The sequence below is a fragment of the Butyribacter sp. genome, assembly GCF_056818865.1.
Genome location: NZ_DBLYGC010000008.1, coordinates 87,868 through 113,456 on the forward strand (window position 1 = coordinate 87,868; position 25,589 = coordinate 113,456).

Consider the following 25,589-nt stretch of genomic DNA (forward strand, 5'->3'; position numbering starts at 1 on the left):
TTACCCTCGTTATTATTATCACTCATTTGAAAAATCAGTTACAGACAGAGCTGTTTGCATAAATAACTCCATTTGCTAATTTATACCCGACACATAGCTGCATACCGCTTCAAGCACACTGCCGCCTATACTTCTCGATTTGTCCGATATTGTAAAGCAGTTTTTTAACTCACCCTCTCTCGGATCTATATCTGCTATCTTAAATCCCTCAGTCACCTCAAAGCCGTCTCTGATAAGTCCTCTGATAATTCCTGATATTGTTGCATTTACAGGTACATACTCTCCTTGAAATCCTGACTCGGAAGTATTATTATCATATTTCTCGTATATTCTTGCTATCTCATCACCTTTTTTTACAACATCACCTATGTGGCAGATATTTTTTATAAAACCATAAGCCTCCGCATGAATGACACGCTCACTTGTATAACCGCCTATATTTCCGGGAATTCCGGTATTTACAAGAGCCTGCCCTTTATCTATTATCCTTGCGAGATTGTGACCTCTCATAGTTTCCACAACTATGTCAACATCTTCACCAGCCGTAAATCCCGGACCAACTCCTATAACAAGCGGTGCCATGTCCATAAAAGTTCCAAGATTTTTCTTTGCGATTATCGCATCTACTACGATGTCAGGTCTTAATTTTGCAATCGACTCTCCTTTAGGGTCAACGATAACTGGCACAACTCCATGTTTAATAACCTCATCCATCTCATCTAATGATGTTATAAGTCTAGCCTTAACTCCCTCTATGGTTATCTCTTTGTCGTAGACTGCCTCGCAGAATGAAACCTGCCTTCGTATTGCTGCTGGCTTTTTAGTTTCAAGTGCCAGCACTTTAAACCCTGCCCTGTGAAGTCTGTGAATAATGCCTGTCGCAAGGTCACCTGCACCACGGCATATTATAAGTATATCTTTAATCATAATCTATTCCTTTAAAAATATAATTCCATCATCTGTCTTTTTTGAATAAATATAATGTAGTTTTCCTTTAAATCCCAATTTTCTAAGCCTTTTTTCATATACTTTCTGAATTTGTTTTATATGTTCAAAAGTAACCTTTTCATCAGCTTTTGTCCCTAATTCAAAACTCATATCCTCAAATCTGAAAATAACATCTTTGCAATATTTTCCTATATCCCACAACCCTAAAACAAGATAAACATCCGTAGTAAACTCAAAAATAACAGGTTCACTTTCTAGCGGATATTTAAGTGAATAATGCTTTGCTCCATCGGCTTCTATCAGAATATTGTCTGCATACGGCATTATCCACTTAAGTATTTCAAGCGGAAGTGCTTGAATTTTTTTATTGCTGCCATCACATATTTTTCCTGCCATGCAGTATTTATCGTTTTTTATTCTCTCAATGATGCTAAAAATATCACATGAAATATCGGTATCTCTTTCAAGCATCATATGTGTTGTAGTTGTCAGAAGTACTGTCTCTTTTTTTCCAAGATAATAATCTGACATTTTATGGAGCAGGCTTGTCTTACCGCCTGCTCCTATCACTGATATTATTTTTTTCACTTTAATCCTCTTTTCTGAGCAATTTGTTTCTTTTACACTTCTTCTAAAACTTCATCTTATTTGCTTTTAGTCAGGAAACTTATTTTGCTCAGAAGCAAATCGTGACATGAAATGTATCAGCAGTATTTTTTAGTCTTCCTCATCTATATCCCACATCTTACGCACGGACTTTGATTCCTTTGGCAATAAGATGTTTAATATTATCGCTGCAAGCGAACATGGTACTATTCCTGAACCACCAAATATCAGCTGTATATAATATGGAAGATGTGCTGTCGCACCTGTAGTTGCTCCAAGACCATAACCAAGTCCTATCGCCACTGAGATAATTGTTATCTCACGGCTGCCTATAGGCTCTTTTGTGATAAGCTGGATACCTGAAATAAGGATTGATGCAAACATCATAACTGCCGCACCGCCTAAAACAGACTGTGGCATTATTGACATGATAGCTCCTATCTTAGGGCAAAAGCCGCAGAGTATAAGGAATATTGCTCCCATAGATATTGCAAAACGATTTACAACTTTAGTCATTGAAACAAGTCCGACATTCTGTGAAAATGATGTATTGGGAAGTACACCGAAAAATGCTGCAAATGCTGAGCCAAGACCGTCACATATAACACCGCCCGAAAGTTCGGTATCTGTTGCTTCTCTGTCCATTCCTCCCTCGATACAGGCAGATATATCTCCAACTGTCTCTATCGCAGTAACTATAAACATGATGCCTATCGGAATAATTGCACTTGCCTGAAATGACATCTTAACATCTGAAAGTGCACCAAATCCCATAAAACTAGGAATTGCTATCCATGCTGCATCTTTTACCTGCGAGAAATTTACTACCCATGAATATGTATATTTAGCCCCGTCAGCATCAACACCTGTATTTGGAAGTACAAATGTCATTATGACCGCAACTATATATCCTGCAAGTATTCCAAAAAGGATTGCCGAAGAAGAAAAGATACTATTTTGTGGTGCAAAATGTTTTAAGAGTACGATAACTATCAAAACAACAAATCCCAGGAAAAGATTTGGAAGTGAGCCGTAATCAGCCTTACCGTTTCCTCCGCAGAAATAATTTATTCCGACACCTAGAAGTGAAAGTCCTATCGCTATTACGACAGAGCCGGTAACAATAGGTGGAAAGAACTTTCTGAGTGGTTTTAAAAATACTCCTAATATCCCCTCGAAAATACCTCCTATAAGACAGGCTCCCATAATTGCCCCGTATGCAATAATACCTCCACCGCAAGCTGCCACGGTATTATTTAACACACCTAAAAATCCCGAAGATGTTCCCATGACGATAGGCACTTTTCCTCCGACAGGTCCTATCGAAAACATCTGCACAAGTGTTACTATTCCGGCTATTATCATGGCATTCTGTAAAAGTGCCGTTCTAAGTTCAGAAAAACCTGCATCTGCCGTAAGTCCACAGACACCCATAACGATAATGAGTGGTGTAAGGTTTCCAATAAACATCGCCATTACATGCTGAAGTCCGAGTGGGATTGCCTGTGAGAGTGGAATTCTTCCCTCAAATTCATAAGGACTTGAATATCCGGCTGACTTTTTTTCATTTGTCTCTTTCATTGCTAATATTATCCTCCTGTTTTTTTTGATAATTGTCCCTAATATTTTACTAAGATATTTATCTACGGTCAATTACTTTTTCTTTTTCATATCTAATATCCCTGGCTTAAAGCTAAAATGCATCAATCATTTTGAACCCGGTCAATCATAAATCCTTTGTCACTGCCCTCTCATACACATAACTTTTTTTGTTTTGTTGCAGCTTTTTTAAAATATTGTAACAACCTAGTGTATGGTTGAATAACCTTTACATCAGTTTCATAAGTTTACAATTTTCTATTCCGGCACTCCAGAATCGGTCAAGTCCAATATTTTTTATGCGGCATACGATACTTGAATTCATAGCACCGTGCCCCACTATCAGAACATCTTTCCCCTCATCAAGCTTCAAAAAAATTGTTATTGTAAAACGGCTTCCCTTTCCGGGTTCACTCTCAGTCTTTATATTTCCATTCATCATATTGACGATATTTCTTACTATAGTCATGCCAAGACCTGTTCCCTGTATCTTTGATGTGCGCTTATCGTCAGCTCTTGTAAATGATTCAAAAATAATTTTCTGAAATTCCTTCGTCATGCCTATTCCATTGTCTTCAATGGTAAACTCGTAACACCAAATATTTTTTGACTTATCATGACGTTCCTCGATTGAAAAAATAATATTTCCCCCATTGGGAGTATATTTAACAGCATTGCTCATGACATTTATGATTATCTGCTGTATACGCAGACTGTCGCCGGATACATTTTCGTGATATATTTTCCCTACACGCACTTCAAAATTGTGATTATGTATTTCTATGTCATTTTTTGTCATTGCAATGAGATTATCAATAAGCTCAGGAAGATTAAAACATTCTCCTGAATTCATGACTCCAGAACACATCGGTAATATTGCCCTTCATATCAAAATCAAAATACCACATTCCAGATTTGAGGACATTATTTATAAGCTTCAGGTTCTGTTGTACCCAGTCAGTCTGGACAGACAAAACCCATAGCCTATTTCCATATTCATCTACAGAATCAGCCTTATACATTCTTACATAAACAGGAGCGTCCGCCTTGTTTATCATCCGCCCCTCACCTATTCCATGAATTTTTTTAAAACGTTCTACATCAAGAAAACTTTGATTTTCACCATAAAATATATTTTTAAGCGAACCTGATGATATCTCCATAAACTCATCATATTCGTATCCTAAGCTTTGTAAAAAATAACTACTCACGCATGCTATTGAAAGCTTTTCATCATAGTAGCCAGATAAAAAGCCTACCAAATTATAAAAATTAACCGCTTCTTTTACGGCATTATAATTCTCATCACTTAATTTAAAGTCCTTATCACAATAAAATACCGTTTCTTTTTGAATTAATCTGTTATCCGTCTGCATATATCCATTCTCCACAAATACAATAATGTATACTGTTTATATTTATGACATTGTACCATATTTTCATATTTATTGCATACATATTTTTGCTTTTCTGCCAAATATAGTCATCTTTCACCAATTTGTTTGGTACGCTCTTGCTTATTCAGCAAAAAACAGTTAACATTAAATAGAATATAGATAAAAAAGAAGAAACTATGTCTATATATCTTTATGTCTAATCTAAGCACCATAGCCAAAAAGATTAAATAGATATATAAAGCAGGAGGACTCTCAAATGAAAAAGATAAGTATCAAAACGTCCGTAATCGTCTATCTGCTTACGAGCGTTCTAATCACATCCGCAATACTTGGAAGTTTAGCGGTATCGAATCTCAAAAAATCCACAAAACAGGCTTCTGAAAAGTACAACACAGCCATGAATGACGGCTACAAAACCGAAATCAAATCGGAAGTTGAAACAGCCATCACCGTAATGCAGTCCGCATATGACCGTTACAAATCCGGTACCATTACCGAAGCTGCCGCCAAAAATATGGCAAAAGAAACAATACGAAACATGCGTTACCGCGAGGACGGCAGCGGATATTTTTGGATTGACGATACAAACTATACGCTCATTATGCATCCAATACTCACAGAGCAGGAAGGCGATAACAGAAAAAATGAGACAGACAAGAACGGTGTCAAAATAATACAGAAAATATTAGACTCAGTTACTACAGACAAAAACGCTGACGGATTCAATGAATTTTACTACACAAAGTCAGACGGAAAGACTGTCGCACCGAAACTTGCTTATTCTGAACTCTTTGAACCCTGGGGCTGGATAGTTTCCACCGGAAATTATGTTGATGATATGCAAAAAGAAATGCGTTCAACAAAATCACAACTTAATTCATACTCTGCAAAACTCCAGCGAAGCATATTTATTATATTTTTTATAATAATAATTGCAATTATCATATCCGGCAATATTTTCAGTACATACCTATGCAATCCTATCCGTAAACTTGCCGATATTGGAAAAGACATATCACATGGTAAAATATCCGATGAAATACAACAAAATTCAAGACACCGTGAAATAAACGCATTGCAAAACAGTTTCCGTGAGCTTTTAGAAACATTCAGGGGACAGGCTGATTCAATCCAAAAACTGTCAAACGGTGACTTTTCAATAACCGTCACCCCAAAATCAGATGATGATGTAGTCGGCAATGCACTCAACACTCTTGTAACCCAAAATCATAATGCTTTTGCGAACATGAGTCTTGCCGCAGAACAGATTGCACAGGGCAGTTACCAGATTGCAGATGCCAGCAAAAATCTCGCTGACGGTGCGACAGCACAGGCAAGTGCCATTGAACAGATAACCGCTTCTGTATCTAAGATTGCAGACAAATCAAAAAATAATGCCGCTGAAGTAAACGATGTCCAGAAACTTATAATTGATGCTGATTCGGCTATCCGTTCCGCAAATGAAAAAATGCAGGAAATGATGACTGCCATGAAAGAAATTAAATCAGGTTCTGAGGATATTCAAAAAATCATAAAAGTAATTGACGATATTGCATTTAACACAAACATACTTGCATTAAACGCATCTGTTGAAGCTTCCCGTGCAGGCGAACACGGCAAAGGTTTCGTCGTTGTCGCAGAGGAAGTACGAAATCTTGCCGGACGTTCGGCTGAGGCTTCTAAGCAGACCGCCGATATGATAGAAAATTCTATCCAGAGAGTACAAAAAGGCTCAAAACTTGCTGATGACACAAGAAACGCTTTACAAATCATATCAGAATTAGTTGAGAGAATAACCGTATCCGGCAATATTATAGCAAGGACATCCGATGAACAGGCTGCTTCTGCATCACAGATTGACAGTGCCCTTATGCAGATTTCCCAGATAACGCAGACTAATTCGGCAACAAGTGAGGAATGTGCTGCTGCAAGTGAAGAACTTTCTGCACAGACACGAACACTCAACACACAAATCTCAAAATATAAACTTTAAATTAAAAATAATACCACATTTATACGGCTTATAGCGTTTTACAGACACATACTTAAAAGTAAAACCTCAAAAGGAGAATTTATTTAATAATGACACAAAGCAATATAATCAAAACATTAATAAACGAACTTATATACAATAATAAAAATCAGAAATATATTCCTGATAACTTTATAAATTTTAATATTATAAGCCCTGAATATTCTCCTTATGAGGTAGAAATCAAATCATATCCGCAGGCAATGAGCAAAAACCTGTTTGCTCTGATATGGGATATTCACAAGCCACATACCGTATCTTCAACAATAATTCCATCTGAAACACCATTCGTGTATGAAAAGAATGTTATTCCCGGAATGCGTACACAGATGCACTCTCACGAATATCTTGAACTGTTTTATGTCATAGAGGGCAAGTACCGTCAAAAAATCCTTGGCAAAGAATACGTCTTTCAAAAAGGTGAATTATGTCTTATCGACAAAAACTGCCAGCATCAGGAAATACTTGTTGACAGCTCTTCTACTATCCTTTTTCTCGGCATAACGGTTCAGATGTTTGATGAGATAATGAAACATCTAAGCAATGCCGGACGAATAACAGCCTTTTTAAATACTGCCCTGTTAGAGCAGAAAAACATTCAGCAGTACCTTCATTTTAAGCCTAATTCCGACAGTGAAAGCCCGTTAAAACTTGAAAGTACCTTTATATCGCTTATCGAGGAATTAAACAGCTTTGACGCTGCTTCTCCTTTTATATGTCAGGGACTTTTACTTAGGATATTTCAAATACTCGGAACCGAATATGATTTTTCTCTTTCAAAACAGGCAAGAAAGAAAATGAACATGATACTGTTTGAAGAAATCACCGATTTCATAACAGAAAACATCGCTGATATTTCCATTCAGATGCTTGTCTCTGAATTTCATTTTCAAAAAGATTATTTTAACAGGCTTTTAAAAGCCCAAACCGGTATGACATACACGGAGTATTTACAACTGTTAAGACTGCGCCATGCGGAAAAAATGCTTCTTACTACCGATTACACTATCGAGCAGATAGCCGAGAGCATAGGCTACCATAATAAGGGCTATTTTTATAAGATTTTCACCGAGAAATACCAGCTTACGCCGGCACAATTTAAGAAGAAATGTAAGAAGTTTTATATTTAAATACACAAACAGGCAACCCTCATAATGGTTGCCTGTTTTATCTTTTGCATTCTTATTTTGTTTTATCTTTAGTTAAAAATCTATCTTCGAAATTTGAAACCGGGTTTATTCTATAAATCCCATTTCCAATCTCTTACTTCCGGAAGATCAATTCCATACTCATGGATGTACTGCTTATGCTCAACAAGCTTGTCATTCATCTGCTGGATAAGGTATGCACCTGTGTTTCCAAGCTGTGGAAGAACTGAGATAGCATTCTTAACAAGATTGAAACGGTCAATCTCATTCTGAACACGCATATCGAATGGAGTTGTAATTGTTCCCTCCTCCTGATAACCATATACATGAATGTTACGGTTAGTTCTGCGATATGTAAGCTCGTGAATAAGTGTATGATATCCGTGGAATGCAAAGATGATTGGCTTATCTTTTGTGAAGAGTGCATCATACTCTGCATCTGTTAATCCATGAGGATGTTTTGTACTTGGCTCAAGTTTCATAAGATCAACTACGTTGATAACACGAATCTTGATGTCAGGTAATGCTTTTCTAAGGATTGTAACTGCTGCAAGTGTCTCAAGTGTTGGTGTATCACCACAGCAAGCCATAACGATGTCAGGCTCCTGTCCCTGGTCGTTAGAAGCCCACTCCCAGATACCGATACCCTGAGTACAATGCTTAACAGCCTGCTCCATAGTAAGCCACTGCTGTCTTGGGTGCTTAGATGTAACTAATACGTTTACATAGTCACGGCTTCTGATACAATGGTCAAAACATGAAAGTAAGCAGTTTGTATCTGGTGGAAGGTAAAGACGTACAACGTCTGACTTCTTGTTTGCAATATGGTCAAGGAATCCCGGATCCTGATGTGTAAATCCGTTGTGATCCTGCTGCCATACATTTGATGAAAGGATAAGGTTAAGTGAAGCAATTGACTGTCTCCAAGGAAGCTGATTGCAAACCTTTAACCATTTTGCGTGCTGTGCACACATAGAATCTACTACACGGATGAATGCTTCATAACTTGCGAAGAATCCATGACGTCCTGTAAGAAGGTATCCCTCTAACCATCCTTCACACATATGCTCACTAAGCATCGAATCCATTACACGACCATCCTGTGCAAGGAATTCATCTGTATCAAGTTTCTCGCCATTCCAGTCACGGTTTGTAACTTCGAATACTTTACCAAGACGGTTAGACATTGTCTCGTCCGGTCCGAAAATTCTGAAGTTTCTTTCTTCCTCGTTGAGTTTGAAGATGTCTCTTACAAATCCACCGAGTTCTATCATATCCTGTGCCTCAACTGCACCCGGCTTAGGAACGTCAATTCCGTAATCTCTGAAGTCAGGAAGACGAAGGTCACGAAGAAGTTTACCACCATTTGCATGTGGGTTAGAACCGATTCTCTTATCTCCTGTAGGAGCAAGTGCTTTGAGTTCAGGAATAAGTCTTCCGTTCTCATCAAAGAGTTCTTCAGGATGATAGCTAAGGAGCCACTCTTTTAACATATCAAGATGCTCAGGCTTATCCATCATGATAGGTACCTGATGTGCTCTGAATGAATCTTCAATCTGATTTCCGTCAACAACCTTAGGACCTGTCCATCCCTTTGGTGTACGGAGAACAATCATAGGCCACTTAGGTCTCTCTGTATTTCCGTTTTCTCTTGCATCTTTCTGGATAGCTTTAATCTTATCCATAGCCTTGTCAAGAGCTTCAGCCATCTTCTTATGCATATCCATTGGGTCACTGCCTTCAACAAAGTAAGGCTCCCATCCGCATCCATCAAAGAAATGTTCTAATTCATCATGTGGAATACGAGAAAGAACTGTTGGGTTGCTGATCTTGTATCCATTCATATGTAAAATAGGAAGAACTGCACCATCTGTCTTAGGGTTAAGGAATTTGTTACACTGCCAAGAAGTAGCAAGTGGTCCTGTCTCTGCCTCACCATCACCTACGATACATGAAACAACTAAATCCGGGTTATCAAATACAGCACCGAATGAATGAGCAAGTGAATAACCAAGCTCTCCACCTTCGTTGATTGAACCAGGAGTTTCAGGAGCTACGTGACTTGAAATTCCGCCTGGGAATGAGAACTGCTTGCATAATTTCTTAAGTCCATCCATATCCTCACTGATGTTAGGATATACTTCACTGTAAGTTCCCTCTAAGTATGTATTTGCTACGAAGAAGTTTCCGCCATGACCCGGACCTGAAATAAGAATCATATCCTGATCATATTTTTTAATTACACGGTTTAAGTGAACATAGATAAAGTTCTGTCCCGGAACTGTTCCCCAATGTCCAACTATCTTTTTCTTTACATGCTCCATTGTTAATGGTTCACGTAATAATGGGTTGTCTAATAAGTAGAGCTGTGCTGCTCCAAGGTAATTAGTTGCACGCCAGTATGCGTCCATCTTCTTGAGATAATCCTCAGTTAATGGCTGCTTTTCAACAACGTCTGTATTTGCCATTTAATTGTCCTCCTTATGTAAATCAAATGTATCCATTTTTTGCTATTGTAGACATTTTTTTTAATCTATTCAATTTCCAATTCCTATATAAATTTTCAAAAGTTACCTAAAACGACTTATTTTGTGTTTGTATTTGGAAATAATCTCCAAAAGCAGGTTTATATCGAGAGGTTTTGCTATGTGTTCATTCATCCCTGCCTCTATTGCATCCAGCTTGTCCTTTGTGAAAGCATTTGCCGTCATCGCAATTATCGGGATTTTTTTTGCATCCTTCCTGTGAAGTTTCCTTATATTTCTTGTAGCTTCATATCCGTTCATAACAGGCATCATAACATCCATCAAAATTATGTCATAATAATTCTCATCTGTCTCTGCAAACACATCTACTGCTTCTTTTCCATTATTTGCAAGTGTAACCTCTGCTCCTGATTTCTTAAGAATGTACTCTGCTATCTCAGCGTTTATCTTATTGTCCTCTACTACGAGTATATTAAGTCCGGATAAGTTATCTATAACAGCATCTTTTTCCTCTCTCTTTTGACTTGCATTTTTATCAATCACGCAAGGAATCTCGACAACAAATACGGTTCCCTCTCCGAGTGTACTGTCAACAGTTATTGAACCATTCATAAGTTCAAGCAGCTCTTTTGTGATTGCCATACCAAGACCTGTCCCCATATACTGTGTACCGGCATTTTCGTTTTCTCTTGAAAACGGTTCAAAAATATGTTTTTTTAAATTCCTCATTCATTCCTATTCCGGTATCTGATATTGTAATTCTGAATATAGTCCTGGTATCCTGCTGAAATTTTTCTTCAACTACAATTTTTAAGTTACCGTTCGGTTTATTGTATTTAATCGCATTGCTCTCTATATTCTGTATCACCCTCTGAATATGTATGGGACTTCCGATGAGGTTCTCATGCTGTATGTCATGCTTTTCCATCTCAAAATGAATGCCCTTTTCCGATATCATATCCGCAAATACATCTTTTAAATTTTCAAGTATTGTATTGATATTAAAAGGTTCAAATGAAAGAATAGTTTTTCCACTCTCCAGTTTACTCATATCGAGTACATCATTTATCAGATTTTTCAACTGATTTGATGCACTGTCTATTCTGTCAAGTGCAAACACAACTCTTTCACTGTCATCGACATTGTCACGTGCTATCTTTGTCATTCCTACAATACCATTCATTGGCGTTCTTATATCATGTGACATACGCGCCAGAAAATTTGACTTGGCATCATTTGCTTTCTCTGCATCCTCTTTTGCACGTGCCAGTTCCTCTTTGTTCTTTTTCACATGGTTAAGCTGTGCTGAAATTGCAAATATTATGATAATAAAAGTAACCGACATACATATTATTATAAAATTTGCATTATTTTTAACAAACCGCGACAATGAAATTTTCTGCTCTGCAGACGAATAACTTATCATCGTTCTCATTATGTTTGAATTATCTGACAGAAGTACCACCTTGTTCAATATAGAAAGAAGTGTAGGGTTATTTCTGTTTGTCGCAATACTTAAAGGTACCGTATTTGACAGGTTTACCGTCTTTAAATCACTATACTTAGACGTATCAAACACCTGATCTACACGGTATGCACTAAAAATTGTCGCCGTCACCTCACCGTTCTCAACAGCTTCTACACATTCCTCAGGTGTATCATATACCTTTACACGGCTGTCAGGATAATATATTTTTAAATATGTTTTCTGATAGTTTGACTGATTTTTTATTGCGATTTTTTTCATCGATACGTCACTATAGTTCCCACGATAGACTGCAACTATAGGCGAGTCTACAACCGCTTTTGTAACTGAAAAATTATTTTTATCGGCATACCACTTATCACCGTAAAATGGAAATATACAATCAATCTCATCTGATTTTAAGGCATTGACCATCTGCCCCAGATTATCGTATGCATAATATTTATATTTTAATTTGAAGCCCGAAAAACAATTTACAGATTCATCAAACAATGTTTTTACAACACCTATAGGTTTTCCTGTCTTATCGTCTTTGTCGCAGAATGCAAGCATGTCCTTCAGATAGCCAACCTTTATATACATATGTCTGTTGAGCCATTTTCTCTCATCAGCATCAAGAATTTTTCTGACACTTACGTTTTTATAGTATTTGTATTGCAGATTTTGGTTGTAATACGGGTCAACAGAAAAAAGTTTTCTCTGCGCCTCATCAAGTTCATCCTTTAAATAACTGTGTTTTTTGCTTATTGCAAAATAATAATCTGAATCGTCAACCTTAATAACAGGAATAAACAAATTGTTCTCTGATGTCTCCGTATCAAGTATCGCATCATATTTTCCCGACGAAAGACCTGATTTAAGCTCATCGTATCCGTCTGCAGCGACAACTTTGCTGTTCAGGTCATTGAGCATAATCCAGTTTTTTAGCATTTCAACTTTATCGCTTCCACCGTTTACACCTATTTTTTTATCCATAAGTGTTTTAAAATTGTCCGATGTTATATCTGAGTCCGTACTTTTAACATAAATATAGTACCCTTCCGTTCCCATAGGTTTGTCAGAAAACAATGCCATCTCGCTTCTTGCCTGACTGTATGATACACCACATAATAAGTCAATACTGCCCTGTTCCAAAAGGTCAAATAATTCATTCCATTCCCCGTAAACATATTTATAGCTCCACCCTGTATATGATGCTATATCCTGCAGATAATCAAATCCGTAACCTGTTTTATATTCGGTATCTGAACTTATTGAAACACTCGAAACCATATCTGACGAATTTGCAAAACCAACTATTATTTTCCGCTGTTCTGCCTTTGATTTTGAACATGGCATCAGGACAATTATAGTTAAAAGAAAAAATCCCATTACTCTCATTTGTCTATATACAAAGTTTTTCATATTATTCTCCATTCTTCTTATAACAGAATATAAATGATATTAAGGTCAAAAAGTATTTTGACCTCAACTAATGCTTTTATTTTCTCATACAAAAAGAAAGAATGCAATAATATAATCGGCAGAACAGCTATTTAATAATAAACTTTTCCGACACTTCTTCCTTTTTGAAATTCCGTGTCTATAACAATCGTTTCATCTGGTTCCAAATTCTTTATATAATTATCTCATACTTACAGATAATAAAAAACAAGAATTTTATAATTTCCAACTACAAGATTTCATCCGCAACTTTCTTTCCGAAAGGCGTTCCCGCAAGTCCTCCAATTCCTGTTTCCCTGAGAGTTTCGTCCATCTTATCACCGACATATGCCATCGCATCTATCACTTCATCTGCTGGCACTCTGCTCTCAATTCCTGCCAATGCCATCTGCGAACACGAAACCGCATTTACAGCACCGCCAACATTTCTTTTTATGCATGGCACCTCCACAAGTCCCGCAACCGGGTCACAGACAAGACCAAGCAGATTTTTGAGTGCCATAGATGCACTGTTTATAATTTGAGTCTCGTTTCCCCCTTGCAGATATGTGAGTGCTCCGGCTGACATTGCACTTGCAGAGCCTATCTCCGCCTGACATCCTCCTTTTGCACCGCTTATTGAAGCTCTTTTTGCTATAACTCCGCCAATTCCCGCTGCCACATAAAGTGCTTTTATTATTTTTTCTTCTGCTTCTGCCACATCCTGCTCTTTATTTTCATTTTTTAATAAGCTGTCATAATATGGCACCAATATAGCCGGCAGTACACCACATGCACCCGCTGTCGGTGCCGCCACTATTCGTCTCATACATGCATTTGACTCGCCCATTTTTAGTGCCTCAACAATAACTCTTCCCATAAAATCACCGCAAAGACAGTCATGTGTTTTTGTATATTCCTCCATCTTTTTGCCGTCACCACCGCTCAAACCGCTTGATGATTTTATATCTCCGTCATAATTTACTGACGCATGATACATAGCATCCCACAGTTCTTTCATCTTTGACATTGAGTCTTCTTTGTCAACATTTCTGTCTGACATATCATCTTCGAGGATTATCTGCCAAAATTCTTTGCCGTCACTTTTACATCTGTCTGTTATCTCTTTTAACGTATTGAACATACTAACCTCCATTTTTATATATGTACTCTCAAAATTCTTTGTTCCGAAAATTCAGAAAATACATTATATGATTGTTGCTAATCGATATTTACATATGTTACCTTTATGACCCCTTCTAAATGCTCAAGCCACTTTATTGCTTCTTCCGGTATTGACTGGTCTGTCTCGATTACCATAACCGCATACCCTCCACGCTTGTCCCTGAAAAGCTGCATTGTCGCAATATTTACACATTTATGTGAAAGCATTGATGTGACTTCTGCAACATGACCCGGCTGGTCGATATTGTGTACTATAAGTGTTGGTTTTTCTGCCGAAAAATTAACATCTATTCCGTCAAGCCTGTTTACCATAATCCTGCCGCCACCAAGTGATGATGCCTGTACACTAAGCTTTCTGCCATTCTTACCAGTTATATCAATCAACGCCGTATTCGGATGGGCATTTCTCATATCAAACGTGTAAAACTCAAATTTCATTCCTGCTTTTTCTGCCAGCTCAAAACTTTCAGGTATTCTCATATCATCAGGATGCATGTCAAGTATACCTGCTATAAGTGCCCTGTCAGTTCCATGCCCTTTACCTGTCTTTGCAAAGGAACCGTACAGCCCTATTTTAACCTCACACGGCTCATCCTTTAAAAGATGCCTTGCAACATAACCTATCCTTACTGCTCCCGCCGTATGCGAACTGCTTGGTCCAACCATTACAGGCCCCAATATGTCAAATAAATTCATTTAATTCCTCCTTTTGTGCTGCCGCCATGAAATGATGTTATATATAAAATTTTACAAAGGGGCAAACATAATATATATGTTTACCCCTTTGTAAAATTTGTATGAACTATTATGATATTTAAGTCAAAAAATAATCTGACTCTGTATCATTTTTTTAATTGTTTACACCGTGATGTACTGCATCCGTGCTTGCTGTTATAGGTAAAAATACATATCCATGCTTTTTACCATATTTTATCATTTTATCGAGTGCATTTATAGTCTTGTCATTTCCATAGAAATCATGCATCAGAACAACATTTCCTCTTCCTTTGCAAAGTTCTGATGTTACATTATGAAATGTCTGCTGTGGATTTCTTGCACCGCCTGCATCTTCACTGTCAACATTCCAGTCAAAATAGTGGTATCCCCAGCCGTCAAGTTTTTTTGTAAGCCTTGTCATAATTCCTTTGTTGTACCTGCTTACTGTATTTGAACTTCCTCCTGGGAATCTTGATACCGTACACCATACTCCAAACTTCTTAAAGAAAAGATTGCGGAGTTTGTCAAGGTTTCCTTTATAAACCTTTTCAGATTTGTATATTTCATAATATTTATGTTTAAATCCATGCAAAGCAAGTGTATGTCCCTCATCAATAACTCTTTTTGTAAGTTTATAATCGTAGCTTGCCGGACGGAGTTCAAAAAATGTTGCTTTTACATTGTTTTTCTTCAATATTTTCAGAATTTTTGGTGTTGTATAACTGTTTGGGCCGTCATCAAAAGTAAGATATATTATATTTTTAGGTCTCTTTTTTACACTTATACCTGCAACATACGTTTTTTTGCCGTCGTTTCCCTTTATTTGAATTTTTCCTTTTTTCTTTGCTATTATTTTTCCTTTTTTATCTACTGTCGCTATGCTTTTATCTGTTGTTTTCCATTTGACATTTTTAGCTTTTGTACCGTTGCTGAACTGTATATCCAGATGTTCGCCTGTAAGCATTGTAAATTTCGGATATACCATTCCCTTTTTAGCTACTTTTACCGTATATGTAATCGTTTCATTTTTACTTTTCATCACAATGGTAGTTTTTCCATGCTTAACTCCATGTACAACACCATCTTTTGAAACCGTTGCTATTCTCTTGTTTTTTGATTGAAATTCCGCCCCGTCAATTTTATCCGGTAATGTCTTTGCCTCACTAAGGAGCAGCTTGACTTGCTCTTTCTTCTTCACTTCATTTTCTTTTGCTGTAACCGAAACTGCAGACTGTTCTTTTTTATCCCCTTCGCCACATGCTGTACAGCTAAGTACAGTCGCAACTAACAAACCTGCAAAAACGCTCTGAACACTCTTTCTTCTCATTTGTCCTAAAACCTCACTATCCCTATATTTTAAATGTGAAAAACCATTTTGCATTTTTACATACTCCCTGCTATACATTTTTTTGCAGATGCAAATTTTTTTGCCATGCAATTTTTTTTGCATTGTAAAAGGGCAAACATAAACGTTTGCCCTTATGGTTTTCACATAAGCAACTACTATTATAACAAAACAAAAATATAAGTCAAAGAAGAAAGTATTTCTTTTTGATTAAGAATTTGTTACATTTGACAATGATATAATGCAAGGGTCAAAATACCTTTTGCCCCCTACATCATATTATGGAATTTATTTTTTTAATATATGTCTCGCTCTCTCTTTGTCCTTTTCCATCTGATTTTTAAGTTCATCAAGTCCCGGAAATTTTTTCTCGTGTCTTATATGTTCATAAAACTCGACAGTTATTTTCTTTCCGTAAATATCTCTGTCAAAATCAAGCAGGCATGTCTCAACGCCAATATCATATCTGCCTATCGTCGGTTTTCTGCCGACATTGGTTACACCCTTATACACCTGAGAGTCGCCCTCAATCTTTACCTTCGACGCATAAACTCCAGACGGCAGCAGGAGTTTTGACTTATCGGGAACTATGTTTGCCGTCGGCATATTAAGTGTCCTGCCAAGTGCATTTCCATGTATTACTGTGCCTTCTATAAAATAATTGCGTCCAAGCAGGTCGTTTGCCTTTGCAATATCACCGTCCTCAAGTTTTTTTCGTATAAGTGTACTGCCTATCGTCTCGTTGTCTGCTTGTAACTTATGAAATATTTTTATGTCATATCCGTACTCAGACGCATATCTTTTTAATATTCCCACATTGCCATCGCGGTTCTTTCCAAAGTGAAAATCCTCTCCGACACAAATGTATTTTACATCCAGTTTTGCAACAAGAAAATCTCTTATAAAATCATGCGGAGCCATTTTTTTTGTCTGTTCATTAAAAGGAAATAATATTTCTCTCCGAATCCCGATTTCTTCTAATATTTTGTTTTTTTCTTCCTGTGAATATATATATTTCTGCGGTGTATCAGACATCTCAAAAGTAAACACGGTAGGAATAAATTCTTTTTTTTCTAATATTTCATGAAGCAAAAGCCTGTGTCCTCTATGAAGTCCGTCAAACTTGCCAAGCGATACCGCACTGTTTTTTACACATATATCCAAACCTTTAAGGATTTCCATTTTTCTTCTGCCCCCTTGAAAATATCATAAAATATTTTTATATTAAACTGTTTTCTTTATTGAAATGTTCATTAGAACATGGGAATATTTTTTAACATGAAAATATTTTTAAAACATTCTGAATACCTTAAATTCTTTTCCCTTCTTCTGATATATTGCCCTGAAATTATTGTTCTCGTCATAGACAAGAACTTTTTCGTCTTCTGAAATATTACCCGCATTCTCTTTAAAGTCTTTTTCCCTCAAAGTGTTTCCATTTTGAAGATATCTTATCCCATCCCCCGAAACACTAAGTTTTGAATATTCAAAAAGAGAATCGACACTGTAAACTTTTTCCATAAATTTTTCAGGTTTTTCCTTTGATAAAAACTCTATATCGCTAAGTGTAAGTGCATCTTTTATTTCAAAAACAGATACTCTTGTCCTCACAAGATTTTCCATTGCCGCACCTATGCCAAGTTCTTTTCCTATGTCATGGCAGAGGGTTCTTATATAGGTCCCCTTTGAGCATGTAACATCCATTGTAAATGTTTTATTATCCAAATCTATATCAATTATATCAATCTTTGAAATATTTATGTCGCGCGGTTTCCGCTCAATAATTTTTCCCTCTCTGGCAAGTTCATACAGTTTTTTACCGTTTACTTTAAGTGCCGAATACATTGGTGGTATCTGTTTTATGTCACCGACAAATTTTTCGACACACTCCCTTATATTCTGCTCACTTATACCGGTAACATCATACTCTTTTAAAATAGTTCCTGTCATGTCCTGCGTATCAGTTTCAACACCCAGTTTGCACACTGCTCTGTATGATTTGTCTTTGTCCGTTAGAAGTTCACATACCTTTGTTGCTTTTCCAAGACACACCGGCAGCACACCTGTCGCCGCCGGGTCAAGTGTTCCTGTATGACCTATCTTTTTTTGTCTCAATATTCCTCTAAGCTTTGCCACAACATCATGTGAGGTAAAACCCGCTTCTTTGTATACATTTATTATACCATCCAAGCTTTATTTTCCATCCTTTATATTATTATCATTATCTTTTAGCTTAATTATTTTTGTTTAACATCTGGCTCTCGATATGACCTGTTATATTATTAACTACATCATGTGCAGAACCTCTCATTGTAAAACCGGCTGCTTTCACATGACCGCCGCCGCCAAAAAACGAAGCTATCTTGCTCACATCTATATAATCATTTGAGCGCAGACTTACTTTGTATTCCTGGTCACCAATCTCATGTAAAAGAATTGCAACTTCAACGCCCTGTGTTATACGAAGCTGGTCAACTATTCCCTCAATGTCCTCGGTCTTAGCTTCATAAAACTCCATCATTCTTCTTGTGATAGTTGCAACTATACACTTTCCATCCATGACACGCATACTCGCAAGCAGAGTTCTTCCAAGAAGCTGTGTCTGTGTATAAGTTCTCTGAAGAAAACACTCATCAATATATTTCCAAAAAGGAATACCTGTATCAACAAGTTCACCTGCTATATCCATAGTCCTCTTTGATGTATTTGAAAATCTGAACACACCTGTATCAAATATGATACCTATGTATAATGCTCTTACTATCTCAAACCCGAATTTTTTCTCACCGGAAAGTCTATCAATACTGTCCCCAATATTCTGTTTACTAAATAAATCTGAAATTTTTTCTTCATCTGTAATAAGCTCATACAAAACTTCACATGTTGAACTTGCATCTGAATTCACCACATTTATACCTGCATAGTATCTGTTACTTATATGGTGGTCTATACACATAGTGCTCTTTGCATTGTAAAATGCTTTCTGTGCATCACCGAGCCTGTCAGGTGAACTGCAGTCAAGTGCTATAAAAACATCATATTTTTTATCATTTGTTTCATTTGAAAAAATTTCTTTATTTTCATCTAAAAATTCAAAAACTTCCGGAACTGTTTCTATATAGACAAATACTTCCTTCTTTGGATAATTTCTTTTTATATATCTCTGCAATGCCACACATGCACCGATACAATCACCGTCCGGTCTTACATGACCTGCAATCATGATAGTTTCCGCCTCACAAAGAGTTTTATTAAGTTCATTCATTTATCATGCCTCCTTTAAAAAAGGGCAAAACCAGCGTTTTGCCCTCAAAAAAACTGCAATACAATAGTTTTTTTACAGTATAGCTATTCTTCTTCGCCCTTCGCTTCTTTCTCAATGAGTTCATCAATTTTTTTAGACATGTTTACACCATACTCAATTGAATCATCAATCAAAAATGTAAGCTCAGGAGTATTGCGAAGATTTAATGATTTTGCAAGAAGTGAACGTATATGGGATGAAGCACTTGCAAGACCTCTGCGTGTCTTTTCTTTCTCTTCATCATTTCCAAGTACACTTACAAATACCTTTGCATATTTTAAATCCGGTGTAACATCCACTGATACAACAGATGTCATTGGATTTATTCTCGGGTCCTTTATGTCTCTTGCAATGATTTTACTTATCTCTCTTTGAACTTCTCCATTCATACGAGAATATTTTATACTGTTCTTTCTCATATAAATTCCCCCCATTCTTTTGATATATTGTCACACATATATTATGGCATGGCAGGATTTGTGCTATTATGCGCCGCACAAATCCTGTGTATTAAAACCCTTTCCTAATGGTATTTTAATACTATGTTCTAGGAACTTCTACCATGATATATGCTTCTACCTGATCTTCAACCTTGATGTCATTAAAACCTTCAAATACAAGACCACACTCGTATCCTGCTGCCACTTCCTTAACATCATCCTTAAATCTCTTGAGTGATGCAAGTTCTCCTTCAAATATCTGCTCTCCCTCACGGCTGATTCTCACCTTGCAGTTTCTCTCAATCTTTCCGTCAAGCACATATGAACCTGCTATCATACCTACACCAGAAGCTTTGAATGTCTGTCTTACTTCTGCGTGACCTATTACTTTTTCCTCATATTCAGGGTCAAGCATTCCTTTCATAGCCGACTCAATATCTTCAATAGCATTGTAGATTACTCTGTAAAGTCTTACGTCAACTTTTTCTCTGTCGGCAATTTCCTTTGCTGTATTGTCAGGTCGTACATTGAAACCGATAATAATAGCATTTGATGCACTTGCCAAAGATACATCCGACTCATTGATAGCTCCGACTGCTCCATGGATTATCCTTACGGCAACCTCATCGTTGCTGAGTTTAAGGAGACTCTGCTTAACTGCCTCAACAGAACCCTGTACATCAGCCTTAACGATAAGATTAAGTTCTTTGATATTTCCTGCCTGTATCTGTGAAAACAATCCGTCAAGCGTAAGTTTTGATTTTGTATCATCAAGAAGTTTTTCTCTTCCCTGCTCAATATATACCTCAGCGATATTTCTTGCTTCTTTATCACTGTCTGTTGCCATAAATATCTCACCTGCATCAGGTACGTCATGAAGTCCTAAAATTTCAACAGGTGTTGACGGAAGAGCTGTCTTAACTCTCTTTCCCTGATCATCCATCATGGCTCTTATCTTACCATATGCTGCTCCTACAGCTATGTTGTCTCCTACATGGAGTGTACCTTTCTGTACAAGTACAGTTGCGACAGGTCCGCGTCCCTTATCAAGCTGCGCCTCTATAACAACACCTCTTGCTTTTCTGTTTGGATTTGCTTTAAGTTCAAGCACTTCCGCAGTAAGGATTATCATTTCAAGAAGCTGGTCTATACCTTCTTTTGTATGTGCAGAAACAGGTACAAATACTGTATCTCCACCCCAGTCCTCTGCGATAAGTCCGTGTTCTGTAAGCTCCTGCTTAACTCTCTCAACATTTGCACTAGGCTTATCAATCTTATTTACGGCTACGATTATCTCAACACCTGCTGCTTTTGCATGGCTTATAGCTTCAATAGTCTGTGGCATAACACCATCATCTGCCGCTACAACAAGGATAGCAATATCTGTTGACTGTGCACCACGCATACGCATTGATGTAAACGCCTCATGACCCGGTGTATCAAGGAATGTAATCTTCTCACCGTTTATCTCTGTCACATAAGCACCTATGTGCTGTGTAATACCACCTGCTTCTCTTGAAGTAACGCTTGTTTCTCTGATAGCATCAAGAAGTGATGTCTTACCGTGGTCAACGTGACCCATTACACAGACTACAGGAGGACGCTTAACCATAAGGTTCTCATCTTCCTCATCCTCTTTGAGGATTTCGGCTATCATATCAACCTTTTCTTCCATCTCTGCAATACAGTTATATTCAAGTGCAATCTCTTCTGCCTCTTCAAATGTTATCTCCTGGTTAAGAGTTACTACCTGACCACGCATAAAGAGGTTTTTGATAACCGTTGAAGGAGTTACTTTCATTATATCAGACAACTCTTTTATTGTCATCTTTTCAGGAAGTGTGATTGTACGGATTCCATCTTCCGGCTCCTGTGGTTTTGCTACAGGTTCAGGCTTGATAAATGCTCCCTTGCGGTTAGGGTCTTTCTTCTTATTTTTTCTGCTCTGCTCAAACATTTCATCATCATCCATGCCTCTTGTTCTGTCCTTGCCGTATTTCTGTTTGGCACTCCTTGAATCCTTGTTTGCTCTCTGCTGTCTTGACTGTTTAACCTCAGATTTCATTGAATCCATTGGCATAGCTGCGCCTCTTGAAAATCCGCCGCCCTGATTTCTGTTTCTGTTATCACGGCTTCCATTATTTCTGTTGTCTCTGTTTCCGCCGTTTCTATTATCTCTATTGTCACGGTTTGAGCCATTTCTGTTATCGCGGTTTCCGTTATTTCTGTTTCCACCGTTTCTATTATCTCTGTTATCACGGTTTCCATTATTTCTGTTGTCTCTGTTTCCGCCGTTTCTATTATCTCTATTGTCACGATTTGAGCCGTTTCTGTTATCGCGGTTTCCATTATTTCTGTTTCCACCGTTTCTATTATCTCTATCTCTATTGTCACGGTTTGAGCCGTTTCTGTTATCCCTGTTATCACGACTCTGACTGTTTCTGTTGTCTCTCTTTTCTTCCTGCTGATTGTCAGACTTCTTTTCTTCCTTTTTATCCTCTGATGCACTCTTTACTTCAGATTTTTTCTCCGGCTCAGCTTTCTTTACCTCTTTTTTAACTACTTCTTTTTTCTCTTCTTGCTTCACAGTTTCCTCTTTTCCCTTTTCTTCTGTTTCCTGCATTTTATTTTCTTCTGTCTCAGCTGCTACAGTTTTTTCCTGCCCCTTTTCACTTTTTGTATCTTTATTTTCTTCAACCGTATTTTTTACTTCCGGCTTAACTTCTTCTTTTTTTGCCTTTTCTTTAACTGCCGCTTTCTCACTTGCAGAAGTATTTTCAGCTTTTTCCTCCTTTTTCTTTGGAGTTTCTGCCTTCTTTGTATCTTTCTTCTTCGCATGCTCACTCTTTTTAAGATTAGCCAAATGCTCTTTTGCGTGTTTTAACAAAAAACCTATCGCATCATCCTCGATAACGCTCTGCGAGCCCTTGACATCAAATCCGTTTTCCTGTAGTAATGTAACAACATCTTTATTTTGTAAATCTGGGAATTGTCTCTGCATACTGCTGACAATCTCATATATCTTCATTTTTGCCATATAAAACTGCGACCTCCTAGTCCATCTTTTTCAATATTGCCTGTGCAAGACCTTCATCAGTTACTGCCAGAGATGCACGAAATGTCTTTCCTGTAGACTTTCCAAGTTCATCTTTTGTCCAACATTCTTTGATTGGCACATGATAAAATTCACACATGTTTCTAAATTTCTTTTTGGTGTTGTCTGATGCCTCCGATGAAACAATGACCAGATATGCCATTCCCGACTTCACAGCATTCTCCGTCATAAATTCACCGCTCGCAACTTTTCCGGCTTTTGTCGCAAGCCCAACCATACCAAGACCCTTATCAACTTTCACCTTTCATCATCTCCTTTTCAAGTTCCTGATAAATTTCTTTTGGAATCTGTGTCTTTAATGAGCGTTCAAGGGACTTTTTCTTTACAGCCTGTTTTAAACATTCAACTGAATTACATATATATGCGCCTCTGCCGTTTTTCTTTCCTGTAAAATCTACTGTTATATCACCTTCCGGAGTTTTTATAACTCTGATAAGCTCTTTCTTGTCTTTTTTCTCACCACATCCCGTACATTGACGCGATGCGGTTTTTTTTATGTTATTTACGTTTCCCTTGCCCACTTCTGACACCTCCTGAAACAATATTACCTATTCACATTTGATATCTATTTTATATCCTGTAAGTTTCGCTGCAAGTCTTGCATTCTGTCCTTCTTTTCCGATTGCAAGTGATAACTGATCCTGTGGAACAACTACCTTTGCTGTCTTTTCTTCCTCATCTGCTTCAACTGATATAACCTTTGAAGGACTAAGTGCATTTTCAATAAGGACTGCCGGAGAATCACTCCAGTTTATAATGTCTATTTTTTCACCACGAAGTTCCTCTACAATCGCATTTACACGACTTCCGTTTATGCCGACACATGCTCCGATAGCATCAACATTAGGATTTTCTGTTGAAACTGCCATCTTTGTACGTGAACCCGCTTCTCTTGCTATACTTCTGATTTCAACTGTTCCATCCTGTATCTCTGTAACTTCCTCTTCAAAAAGTCTCTTTACAAATTCAGGATGTGAACGTGATACTGTAATTCTAGGTCCCTTTGTAGTATCCTTCACTTCAACTACATAAAGTTTGATATGTTCAGTAGGTTTAAAGTGCTCGCCCTTAACCTGTTCGCTCTCCATAAGGATAGCATCAACTTTTCCGAGATTTACACAGATATTTTTTCCACTATATCTTTGAACGATACCTGTTATAACTTCTCTTTCTTTCTCAAGATACTGAACGTAAAGTACCTTTCTCTCTTCTTCTCTTATCTTCTGGACTACAACCTGTTTTGCCTTCTGTGCAGCAATTCTTCCAAAATTCTTTGGTGTAACCTCTACCTCGACGGTATCACCAATCTCAGTTTTGTCATGAACTAAGATTGCCTCAGTAATCCCCATCTGTGTAGCTTCATCTTCAAGGTCGTCATCATCTACAACTTCCTTTACCGCGAATACCTTAACTTCACCTGTCTCCCTGTTAATGTTTACTCTTATATTCTCTGACTTGCCAAACTGATTTTTGCAAGCTGCAAGCAATGAGTTCTCTATCGCTTCAAGAATAACCTCTTTGCTTATCTGTTTTTCCTTTTCAATTATATCTAATGCTTCAATCAATTCCGATTTATCTGATTTTGTAGTTTTTTTAGCAGCCATTTTTGCCTCCTTATTTTTTCAATCTCAAAAATCTATTGTCAATTTTACGGTTGATATATCTTTTCTGTTTACAATATATTCGTTAGAAAAATCCGTTTCAAGAGTTATAGTATTCTCGTCAAACCCTTTTAGTATTCCGGTTATCTGCTTAACAGACATCTCCTTACCATTTCTTGGATTTGGTATTTTTACTGCCTTGTAGAACTTCACATCTACCTCTTCATCAATGCTTCTCTTGAAATCCTTATCTTTTTTCAGCTGTCTCCCAAGTCCTGGGGAACTGACTTCCAAAATATAGGCATCAGGAATGAAATCCTGTTCATCCATAATGTCACTCCAAGCTCTGTTTACAAGTTCGCAGTCATCAAGGGTTATTCCACCCTCCTTGTCAATGTATGCACGCAGATACCAGTTTCCCGCTTCTTTTACATACTCCACATCAACAAGTTCAAAATCATTCTCTTTCATAATAGGCTCGAGAATTTCTTCTGTCCGTGTTTCATATTCCTCTCTTTTTGTCAAGCACATAACCTCTTTTCCACAAAATTAAAGAGTGGACTTGACAGCCCACTCTAAGCATAATTACTTATTAACATTTAAATTTTATCACATTTTTCCATATTATGCAAGTAGTTTTTATTCTTTTTGCGTTAAACCAAAAATGAAATTTTAAATTCCACTGCCATATAGGGCGGTGGAATTCAGTCCTGCACAGTAGATATTTACTCTTTCATACATCAGTGTTATTGTAATAA

At 37.3% G+C, this 25,589-nt stretch carries 22 protein-coding genes; 2 read left to right on the forward strand and 20 right to left on the reverse strand.

Going from position 1 to position 25,589, the window contains the following annotated elements; genetic code table 11:
- Positions 1-75: 75 nt before the first annotated feature.
- From yqeB to ACZLXV_RS05315, 5 genes are all read right to left on the reverse strand, one after another.
- Positions 76-927 (reverse strand): selenium-dependent molybdenum cofactor biosynthesis protein YqeB, encoded by an 852-nt coding sequence (gene yqeB / locus ACZLXV_RS05295; RefSeq protein WP_022224306.1) that lies wholly within the window; start codon positions 925-927, stop codon positions 76-78.
- A 3-nt stretch (positions 928-930) separates the two neighbouring features.
- On the reverse strand, positions 931-1,536 hold the full coding sequence (gene yqeC / locus ACZLXV_RS05300; RefSeq protein WP_022224307.1) for a selenium cofactor biosynthesis protein YqeC: 606 nt from the start codon (positions 1,534-1,536) through the stop codon (positions 931-933).
- Positions 1,537-1,665: 129 nt separating this feature from the next.
- Complete coding sequence (locus ACZLXV_RS05305; protein WP_482382729.1) at positions 1,666-3,135, reverse strand: uracil-xanthine permease family protein; 1,470 nt, start codon at positions 3,133-3,135, stop codon at positions 1,666-1,668.
- 247 nt (positions 3,136-3,382) lie between these two features.
- Positions 3,383-4,006 carry a sensor histidine kinase gene (locus ACZLXV_RS05310; protein ID WP_482382730.1) on the reverse strand — a complete coding sequence of 208 codons (624 nt, stop codon included), beginning with the start codon at positions 4,004-4,006 and terminating at the stop codon, positions 3,383-3,385.
- Positions 3,984-4,529 carry a hypothetical protein gene (locus ACZLXV_RS05315; protein WP_482382731.1) on the reverse strand — a complete coding sequence of 182 codons (546 nt, stop codon included), beginning with the start codon at positions 4,527-4,529 and terminating at the stop codon, positions 3,984-3,986. The genes ACZLXV_RS05310 and ACZLXV_RS05315 overlap by 23 nt, the downstream gene beginning before the upstream one ends.
- A 277-nt stretch (positions 4,530-4,806) precedes the next feature.
- Here ACZLXV_RS05315 and ACZLXV_RS05320 point away from each other — a divergent pair, with 277 nt between their 5' ends.
- Positions 4,807-6,543, forward strand: a complete 1,737-nt coding sequence (locus ACZLXV_RS05320) for a methyl-accepting chemotaxis protein (RefSeq protein ID WP_482382732.1) — start codon at positions 4,807-4,809, stop codon at positions 6,541-6,543.
- An 89-nt stretch (positions 6,544-6,632) separates the two neighbouring features.
- Entirely contained in the window at positions 6,633-7,712 is a 1,080-nt protein-coding gene (locus ACZLXV_RS05325) for an AraC family transcriptional regulator (protein WP_482382733.1), read from the forward strand.
- A gap of 110 nt (positions 7,713-7,822) precedes the next feature.
- Here the strand turns inward: ACZLXV_RS05325 and ACZLXV_RS05330 are convergent, their stop codons facing one another.
- The 15 genes from ACZLXV_RS05330 to rimP form a co-directional block, all read right to left on the reverse strand.
- Complete coding sequence (locus tag ACZLXV_RS05330; protein WP_482382734.1) at positions 7,823-10,198, reverse strand: phosphoketolase family protein; 2,376 nt, start codon at positions 10,196-10,198, stop codon at positions 7,823-7,825.
- A gap of 102 nt (positions 10,199-10,300) precedes the next feature.
- The gene (locus ACZLXV_RS05335; protein ID WP_482382735.1) at positions 10,301-10,945 is read right to left on the reverse strand and encodes an ATP-binding response regulator; all 645 of its coding nucleotides are present in this window, start codon (positions 10,943-10,945) and stop codon (positions 10,301-10,303) included.
- Positions 10,917-13,106: a transporter substrate-binding domain-containing protein gene (locus ACZLXV_RS05340; protein WP_482382736.1), complete on the reverse strand. Its 2,190-nt coding sequence runs from the start codon at positions 13,104-13,106 to the stop codon at positions 10,917-10,919. The genes ACZLXV_RS05335 and ACZLXV_RS05340 overlap by 29 nt, the downstream gene beginning before the upstream one ends.
- A 268-nt stretch (positions 13,107-13,374) precedes the next feature.
- A complete protein-coding gene (gene sdaAA, locus ACZLXV_RS05345) occupies positions 13,375-14,268 on the reverse strand; it encodes an L-serine ammonia-lyase, iron-sulfur-dependent, subunit alpha (RefSeq protein WP_482382737.1) in 894 nt (297 codons plus the stop codon).
- A 77-nt stretch (positions 14,269-14,345) separates the two neighbouring features.
- The gene (gene sdaAB, locus ACZLXV_RS05350) at positions 14,346-15,005 is read right to left on the reverse strand and encodes an L-serine ammonia-lyase, iron-sulfur-dependent subunit beta (protein ID WP_482382738.1); all 660 of its coding nucleotides are present in this window, start codon (positions 15,003-15,005) and stop codon (positions 14,346-14,348) included.
- A gap of 154 nt (positions 15,006-15,159) precedes the next feature.
- Positions 15,160-16,353, reverse strand: coding sequence for a polysaccharide deacetylase family protein (locus ACZLXV_RS05355; RefSeq protein WP_482382739.1), 1,194 nt, complete (start codon positions 16,351-16,353; stop codon positions 15,160-15,162).
- Between the two features lie 306 nt (positions 16,354-16,659).
- Positions 16,660-17,553, reverse strand: a complete 894-nt coding sequence (locus ACZLXV_RS05360; RefSeq protein ID WP_482382740.1) for a bifunctional riboflavin kinase/FAD synthetase — start codon at positions 17,551-17,553, stop codon at positions 16,660-16,662.
- A gap of 108 nt (positions 17,554-17,661) precedes the next feature.
- Positions 17,662-18,561 (reverse strand): tRNA pseudouridine(55) synthase TruB, encoded by a 900-nt coding sequence (gene truB / locus ACZLXV_RS05365; protein ID WP_022224048.1) that lies wholly within the window; start codon positions 18,559-18,561, stop codon positions 17,662-17,664.
- A gap of 43 nt (positions 18,562-18,604) precedes the next feature.
- Positions 18,605-19,636: a DHH family phosphoesterase gene (locus ACZLXV_RS05370; protein ID WP_482382741.1), complete on the reverse strand. Its 1,032-nt coding sequence runs from the start codon at positions 19,634-19,636 to the stop codon at positions 18,605-18,607.
- Between the two features lie 83 nt (positions 19,637-19,719).
- Positions 19,720-20,094 (reverse strand): 30S ribosome-binding factor RbfA, encoded by a 375-nt coding sequence (gene rbfA / locus ACZLXV_RS05375; protein WP_482382742.1) that lies wholly within the window; start codon positions 20,092-20,094, stop codon positions 19,720-19,722.
- 121 nt (positions 20,095-20,215) lie between these two features.
- Positions 20,216-23,152, reverse strand: coding sequence for a translation initiation factor IF-2 (infB, locus tag ACZLXV_RS05380; protein WP_482382743.1), 2,937 nt, complete (start codon positions 23,150-23,152; stop codon positions 20,216-20,218).
- A gap of 16 nt (positions 23,153-23,168) precedes the next feature.
- On the reverse strand, positions 23,169-23,471 hold the full coding sequence (locus tag ACZLXV_RS05385; RefSeq protein ID WP_482382744.1) for a L7Ae/L30e/S12e/Gadd45 family ribosomal protein: 303 nt from the start codon (positions 23,469-23,471) through the stop codon (positions 23,169-23,171).
- On the reverse strand, positions 23,461-23,751 hold the full coding sequence (rnpM, locus tag ACZLXV_RS05390) for an RNase P modulator RnpM (protein ID WP_022224930.1): 291 nt from the start codon (positions 23,749-23,751) through the stop codon (positions 23,461-23,463). The genes ACZLXV_RS05385 and rnpM overlap by 11 nt, the downstream gene beginning before the upstream one ends.
- A gap of 27 nt (positions 23,752-23,778) precedes the next feature.
- Positions 23,779-24,834: a transcription termination factor NusA gene (gene nusA / locus ACZLXV_RS05395; RefSeq protein ID WP_022224931.1), complete on the reverse strand. Its 1,056-nt coding sequence runs from the start codon at positions 24,832-24,834 to the stop codon at positions 23,779-23,781.
- 24 nt (positions 24,835-24,858) lie between these two features.
- The gene (gene rimP / locus ACZLXV_RS05400) at positions 24,859-25,356 is read right to left on the reverse strand and encodes a ribosome maturation factor RimP (protein WP_367335896.1); all 498 of its coding nucleotides are present in this window, start codon (positions 25,354-25,356) and stop codon (positions 24,859-24,861) included.
- Between the last annotated feature and the right edge of the window lie 233 nt (positions 25,357-25,589).